At 71.2% G+C, this 6,899-nt stretch carries 7 protein-coding genes; 1 reads left to right on the top strand and 6 read right to left on the bottom strand.

What is annotated here, in order from left to right; translation table 11 throughout:
• Positions 1-88: 88 nt before the first annotated feature.
• The 6 genes from AC5L38_RS22745 to AC5L38_RS22720 all read right to left on the bottom strand — a co-directional run bounded on the left by AC5L38_RS22745 (position 89) and on the right by AC5L38_RS22720 (position 5,678).
• Positions 89-901: a hypothetical protein gene (locus AC5L38_RS22745; RefSeq protein WP_495244843.1), complete on the bottom strand. Its 813-nt coding sequence runs from the start codon at positions 899-901 to the stop codon at positions 89-91.
• A 273-nt stretch (positions 902-1,174) separates the two neighbouring features.
• Positions 1,175-2,281 carry a Gfo/Idh/MocA family protein gene (locus AC5L38_RS22740; protein WP_495244842.1) on the bottom strand — a complete coding sequence of 369 codons (1,107 nt, stop codon included), beginning with the start codon at positions 2,279-2,281 and terminating at the stop codon, positions 1,175-1,177.
• Positions 2,266-2,970 carry a ThuA domain-containing protein gene (locus AC5L38_RS22735; RefSeq protein ID WP_495244841.1) on the bottom strand — a complete coding sequence of 235 codons (705 nt, stop codon included), beginning with the start codon at positions 2,968-2,970 and terminating at the stop codon, positions 2,266-2,268. Before AC5L38_RS22735 ends, AC5L38_RS22740 begins: the two co-directional genes overlap by 16 nt.
• Positions 2,971-3,185: 215 nt before the next feature.
• Complete coding sequence (locus AC5L38_RS22730) at positions 3,186-3,725, bottom strand: DUF1062 domain-containing protein (protein ID WP_495244840.1); 540 nt, start codon at positions 3,723-3,725, stop codon at positions 3,186-3,188.
• 414 nt (positions 3,726-4,139) lie between these two features.
• On the bottom strand, positions 4,140-4,850 hold the full coding sequence (locus AC5L38_RS22725) for a VOC family protein (RefSeq protein WP_495244839.1): 711 nt from the start codon (positions 4,848-4,850) through the stop codon (positions 4,140-4,142).
• 432 nt (positions 4,851-5,282) lie between these two features.
• Complete coding sequence (locus AC5L38_RS22720; RefSeq protein ID WP_495244851.1) at positions 5,283-5,678, bottom strand: RidA family protein; 396 nt, start codon at positions 5,676-5,678, stop codon at positions 5,283-5,285.
• 136 nt (positions 5,679-5,814) lie between these two features.
• Between AC5L38_RS22720 and AC5L38_RS22715 the strand changes: the two genes are divergently transcribed.
• Positions 5,815-6,816 (top strand): helix-turn-helix transcriptional regulator, encoded by a 1,002-nt coding sequence (locus AC5L38_RS22715; protein ID WP_495244838.1) that lies wholly within the window; start codon positions 5,815-5,817, stop codon positions 6,814-6,816.
• The last annotated feature ends 83 nt before the right edge of the window (positions 6,817-6,899 follow it).

The following is a 6,899-nucleotide window of genomic DNA, read 5'->3' as shown; positions in this document are numbered from 1 at the left end:
GCCAGCGTGCGCTCCTGGATCTGCCGGGCGAGCTGGGCCCGCAGCTGCTCGAACGGCGGCACCGGCGAGGCCGCGTCAATGACGATCATCAGATAATCATGGCCCGCCGGGCCACCGTCGTGCTCGACGGCATCCTGGCGTTGAGCGCGATGGTGGCGATCAGACCCAGGATCAGGTAGACGACCGCGGCGGCGCTCCACCAGCCGGGTGCGGTGCCGAACAGCAGCACCATGGGCAGCGACCACTGCACGCTGGGCATGGTGAGCTCGCGGGCGTCCTCGACGCGCATGATGACGTCGGCGGTGAGCGACTCCTCGTCCTGCGCCACGACCGGACGCCGCAGCAGGTGGCGCAGCTGCATGGCCATGATGGCCGTCACGCCGAGCAGCCCGATCAGCAGGACGACGGCCAGCTGCCGCACGGTGGGGTCGGGCAGGGTCAGGGCGCTGCCGGCCAGCACCATCGCGCCGGCGAACGTGGCGGTCGCGAAGACGGCGTACGGCCGGCCGAGCAGGGCCTGCCAGCCGGGCTGGACGAGATGGGCGGCCCGGCGCGACAATGTCGCGCCCGCCTGCCGGTCGACGCGCCGCACCCACCGGTCGAGCAGCGACTGTGCCAGCAGCAGCCCGGCCACCAGAGCGGCCAGGAGCAGCAGCGGCAGCGGGCGATGCTGCGGGGGTTTGCCGAAGGCGGAGGTGGCGACGAGCGCGCTCGCGATGATCAGCACGGCCAGGATGATGTGAGCGGCGAGGCGGGCGCGTCTGCGGACCGCCAGCCGGCTGGCCAGCAGGGGGGTCGGGCGGGCGTCGGCGAGGTCGTGCTGGGCCAGCCACTCGCCCGCCAGTCGCAGATCGGCCTCCCGCACCGGCGGGTCGGCGTCCGGCAGCGGTTCGCGGGTCATGGCGTCTCCTTTGTCGCAAGCTTTGTAGCAATATAGTGCGTCAAGCCTTGCGACAAAGTCAACGCCCCGCCGGCTCTCGTCATCCCGGTGGCGCGAGCCCCGGCGCGGCGGCCGTCGCCGCAGGCCGTTGGTCACGAGGCGGCCCGCGCAGGTCCGGCGGTGAGCGGCGAAGCGCCTCCCGCGGGCTCCCGCGCCCCGCGCGAAGGCCTGCTGCCGCACGCGGGGGCGGGGGAACGGACCGAAGACCTGCCGGCCACAAGCGGGCCGGCGACGTCACGCTTCGTGTCGATCGGCGCTGAGCCGGGTGGAGGCCACGGGCCGGGGTCGCTCGCAGGTGCTGGTGACGGTCACCGCGGTTCCGGAGTGTGCCGAGGACAGCAGCGACTCCATGATGTCGAGCACGTGGTAGGCCAGCGTTCCGCTCGCGCGGGGCTCCTGGCCGGCCGGGGTGGTGGCGAGGTCGGCGAGGCCCACACCGCGCCCGGCCTCGACGTAGCCGGCCGTGGGGGGAAGGGTCCGCCAGTTCTCCTCGCCCGTTCTCGCCAGGAGTACGGGGCCGTCGAAGTGGTTGGGGTCGGAGATGGAGAGCGAGCCCTGTTCTCCGTGCACCTCGATGGGGGGCGCGTTGGTGGCCGCTCCCTCGAAGCTCATCACCAGTGTGGAAAGCGTCCCCGAGGCGTGGATCAGCACGCCGGTGACGTGGGTGTCGACGGCGACGGGGATCTCCTCGTCGCGGCGGGGGCCGGTGGCGATGGTTCGTTCGGCCCGGGTGCGGCTGGCGGCGCCGACGACCGTCGTCACCGGTCCGAGCAGCGTGACCAGGCTGGTGATGTAGTAGGGGCCCATGTCCATGAGCGGGCCGCCGCCGGGGGCGTAGTAGAAGTCGGGGTTGGGGTGCCAGCGCTCGTGGCCCGGGGTCATCATGGTCGCGGTCGCCGCGACGGGCCTGCCGATCAGGCCGTCGTCGATCGCCTTGCGTGCGGTCTGTGTGCCGGTGCCGAGCACGGTGTCGGGTGCGCAGGTGACCCGTACTCCGGCGTCGGTGGCCGCGCGCAGCACTCGCGCGGCGTCGGCGGTGGTCGTGGCGAGGGGTTTTTCCGAGTGGACGTTCTTGCCGGCCGCGATGGCCCGCAGGGTGATCTCGGCGTGCGCGGCGGGGACGGTGAGGTTCAGTACGACGTCGACGCGCGGGTCGGTCATGAGTTCCGCCACGTCCAGTACGTCGACGTCCGGGTGCTCGCTCACCGCTTTCCTGGCTCGTTCGGGGTCCAGGTCGGCCACGGCGACGAGTCGTAGTTGCGGCAGTCGTTCGATGTTGCGGAGGTACTGGCCGAAGATGAATCCGCATCCGACGACGCCGACGTTCATCGGCCGGCCCACAGCATTCCCCTTTCGATGATGGTGCGCACGTTGCGGTCGCGCAGGATGTCGAGGTCGTGTCCGGGGGTGGTGACGAAGATCTTTCCGTTGCCCCACTCGCGGGTCCAGATCGCCGGTGAGGTGACCTCCCTGTGCCAGGGGTCCCATGGGCGGATCTTCTGGGTCGTGGTGGCCAGTACGTCGATGTAGTCGTCGGCCAGTACCCAGTACTGTTCGGTGACGAGGTCGAAGTCGGCGATGCCCGTGGTGATCGGGTGGTTCTTGGCCTCGGGCAGCATGGTGACGGTGTGGGGGATGTAGTTGTCGGCCTGCGAGCCGTCCCGTTCGGCGGGGTTCTTCCCGGGGTGGCAGGCGAACTGCCCGCCGATGAGGTGCAGATAGTCGGAGGAGGCGCGGAAGGCGTCGGCGATGCCGCCGTGCCAGCCGGCCATTCCGGTGCCGGCGCGGATCGCGGTCTCGAGTCCGCGTAGTTCGTCCGGCTCGATCGTGCCCATGGTGTAGCACTGCACGATGAGGTCGACGCCGGACATGAAGGCGGGGTCGGCGTACGGTGCGGGGGAGTCTGCCCGGTGTACTTCGAATCCGTGTTCCTGGAGGAAGGGGACGAAGAGTTCGGTGGCGGCCACCGGGGCGTGGCCTTCCCAGCCGCCCCGGACTATCAGGGCTCTGCGGGTGCGGTCGTCTGTCATGTTTTCACCTATCGATCAGGGGACAAACGATTGCAATCTTCACATTTCGCGGCTGGTGTCACCAGGGTTGAGCCGGAGTGGTTCCGTGAGGGCGGCGGGAACGGGGGGCGCCCGCGTCCTGCCCAGGCAGGACGCGGGCGCGATCGCGGCCGGATCATGACGTGCCGGGACACGAGGGCAGGCCCGCGTGCGGCTCGATCCTGGTCGTGTCCCCGCTAGTCCCCGGCCATCACGGTGAAGGTGAATCCGGCACTCGTCGTGCGGTGCAGCGGGGTGTCGCACTTGACCCGGCGCGACACCTCGTTCCTGCTGAGGCCGAGTCCTTGCGCGATGAGCCGGTCCAGGCGGAGCGGGACCGGGTCCTCGAAGAGGACCTCCACCTTGACCGGCCACGCCTCGTCGAGCCGTACCGGTGTGGTGTCCAGGCGCCAGGCTCCCTTCCAGTCCAGGGTGAAGCGGTTGCGCCGGGCGAGCAGCGGATCCAGCAGCAGGGACGCCACCAGCCGCGGATCGTTGGCGTGATAGCGGTCGAGCTCGGCCGGATCGAAGGACCTGACCGGCGCTCGCTCGTGCACGGTGAGCTTGCTCGTCCGGTCGCAGGACACGCAGCGGATCAGCAGCCAGATGTCCAGCAGCTTGCCGTTGGCGTTGACGCGGAACCTGCCCTCGCCGGTGGTGGCCGACTCCGACGGGCAGTCCACGCATCGCAGCGACAGCAGGGGCAGCCTGGTCCGGCGAACGACCCAGGGCAGCACGATATGAGGTTGTGAAGACATGATCTCTCTAGACCTGACACGAGGCCGATTGCGCGCGGCCTCAAACGCCGTACGACCGGGCGTGTACGGGCAGCCCGGCGGAGCCGACGGGAAGGTCGGCTTGGAGGTGAGCGGAAGAAGGTGTCAGGTCTAGAAAGCAGGCGGGGTCACGCGGTTTTTTCCTCTGTCCTCACTGCGATGGGGCCGCAGGCAATCTAGGGGAACGCAGAGGGAGGGCTCAAACGGTTTTCCGGCGGCGGTGGTCCCCGTCGCCGGCCCGGGTGTCGTCGTGGCGCTCGCGCGGGCCGGCGTCGGCAGGTTCGGCCGGAGCGTGGGGGATCGGCGCGACCTGGCTGCCCGTGGTCGCGCGGGGGCTCGACCACGGGCCGGGGCAGGGGTCGGCGAGGTTCCGCGTCAGCGCGGGGTGAGGACGCAGAACTCGTTGCCCTCGGGGTCGGCCAGGCACGTCCAGGGCACGTCGCCCTGGCCGAGGTCGAGGTCGGTGGCGCCCAGGGCGCGCAGCCGGGCCACCTCCGCGGCCTGGTCGTCACCGGGGTAGGGCCGGAGGTCGAGATGGACGCGGTTCTTCACGGTCTTGGTGCCGGGCGTGCGCAGGAACTCCAGGTACGGGCCGACGTCCTTGGCCGAGCGCAGCACCGCGTGGTCGTCGGTGACCTCGTGCGGGGTCCAGTCGATCGCCTGGCCCCAGAACCGGGCCATGGCCCGCGGATCGGCGCAGTCGGCCACCACCGCGGCGATCGGCCCGGTGTCGCGGTAGACCTCCCGAGGCTCCAGCACGCAGAACTCGTTGCCCTCCGGATCGGCCAGGACCGTCCACGGCACGTCGCCCTGGCCCACGTCGGCGGGCGTCGCACCGAGGGCCTTCAGGCGCGCGACCAACTCCGCCTGGTGGGCCGCGGAGGTGGTGGCGAGGTCGAGGTGCACCCGGTTCTTCACCGTCTTGGGTTCCGGGACGGCGATGATGTCGACGAAGACGGCGACGGGGTCGGGATAGGTGAGGCCCTCCGGTTCGAGGTTGGTCACGCCGGGTTCCTCGCTGGAGATGGTCCAGCCGAGTGCCTCCGCCCAGAACCGGCCGAGCGCCGAGTCGTCCTGAGCGTTCATCGCAATCTGAACAAGCCGCAATGCCATGTCGCCGATCCTATGCCCGGCGGATTCATCAGGATGAACAGCGCATCTTCGGCTCAACCGGGGGTGAGTCGTCGAAGGCCCCGGGCGGGTGCGGAGCCCGTCCCGGAGCAGGCGTGGTCCGGTGGCCGGGGCGAGCCCGGGGTGGTGTTCGCGGGCGATCCCGGCCTGGGCGCGGGCCGCCCGCGGCCGGAGTGGGTTCGCCCGGCCGCAGGCGGCCCGCGGACACCGCGGCGCCGGCGTACGTCGAGCGACAGGCGTACGTCCGTCGAGCGGCAGGCGTACGTCCGCGTGCCGTCGTCGCGGGAAGGACCCGCCGCCGAAGCCGCGGACGCCGATCGTCACCACCCCGAGCGCCGGAGGTCACCTACCTTTCTCCCGCCTGTGCCGGTCGGGGGCGGGGTCGCGTCACGCGACGGCGGTTCCTTCGAGTTCGACCATCAGGTCGGGGATCGCCAGCCGTGTCACCCCGAGCATCGTGGTGGACGGTGCCGTCCCGGTGGCGCCCAGTCGTGCCGCCAGCACGCCGTAGTGCTCGAAGAGCCGGTCGACGTCGGTGGTGTAGACATTGAGCCGGACGAGGTTCGCGAGGGACATATGGGCCTGGCCGAGCACCGCCTCCAGGTTGTCGAGGCTCAGTGCCAGCTGTGCCGCCATGTCTCCGGCGTGCCGGGGCCTGCCGTCGCCGCCCATCGCGGTCTGCCCGGCGCAGTACAGGGTCCGGGTGTGCCCGGAGACGAGTTCACCCTGGTTGTATCCCATCTCCACCGACCACGCCCACGGGTTGATCGCGGTTCGCTCCATTGCCACATCAGCTCCATTCGGTTCGCCGGCATCACGTACGTCGATCGGCTCGGTGGCCGTCGCCTTTCTCGTGATGGTGATCAGCCTCCCGGCAAATCACGACATCTTGTGTCGTGTATTTCGGTAGGGTTTTCGGGTGCGTGCCGACCGTCTGGTCTCGCTGGTGCTGCTGCTGCGGCAGTACGGCCGGCTGTCGGCGGCGGCGCTGGCCCGCGAGCTGGAGGTGTCCACCCGCACCGTGCTGCGCGACATCGAGGCGCTGTCCGCGGCCGGTGTCCCGGTCTACGCCGAGCGCGGCCGGCACGGCGGTTTCGCGTTGTTGCCCGGTTTCCGTACCGAGCTCACCGGACTGAACCACGACGAGGCCCTCGCCCTGCTGGTCGCCGGATCGCGGCGCGGCGCGCAGGCGTTCGGCCTCGGCTCGGCGCTCGCCTCGGCGATGCTCAAGGTGGTCGACGCGCTGCCCGAGAGTTACCGGGGCACCGCGGCCGGCGCGGCCGAGCGGTTGCTCATCGATCCGGAGACCGACCTCCTCTCGCGCCGGCTGGTCGACGAGGAGGTGCCCGACGCCGTGGTGGCCGAGGTCCTGCGCGCGGTGTTCGCCGGTCACAGGCTGCGCATCCACTACGCGGCCGCGGACCAGGCCCCGATGTGGCGCACGGTGGACCCGATCGGCCTGGTCACCGTACGCGACCGGGGCTACCTGCTGGCCACGAGGTCGGGCGCGGACCGCACCTACCGGCTGTCGCGGATCCTGGCCGCCGAGGAGCTCGCCGAGCCCGCGCAGCGACCGGACCGGGTAGATCTGGACCGGGCCTGGCAGGAGCGCGGCACGCGGTTCCGGGCCGGCGGCGACCAGGTCACCGTGCTGGTGCGGGTGGACCCTGCGCGGCGGGAGGACCTGGTGGGCACCGCGCTGGCCGTCCGCGCAGAAAAAGCCGAGGAAGCAGAGGAGGCCGAGGAGGCCGACCCGGACGGCTGGCTGCGGCTGGAGGTGACCTTCCAGGATCCGAGACACGCCGAATGGGCGCTGTGGCAGCTCACCACGAACGCCGAGGCCCTGTCCCCGCAGTGGTTGCGCGACGCCCTGCGCGACCGCGCCGCCGCGATCGCCACCCGCTACGGAGCGTCGTCCTGAGGGTCGTCGCCTTCCGCGGGCGGGCCGCTTTCCCGCCGGTGCGGGAAAGCCACCACGCCCCTCGCGCCGGGGACGGCCGGCGG

The organism is Streptosporangium nanhuense (assembly GCF_059358815.1).
Note: the sequence above shows the minus strand (reverse complement) of the source record. Positions and strands in the feature narration are given on the sequence as shown.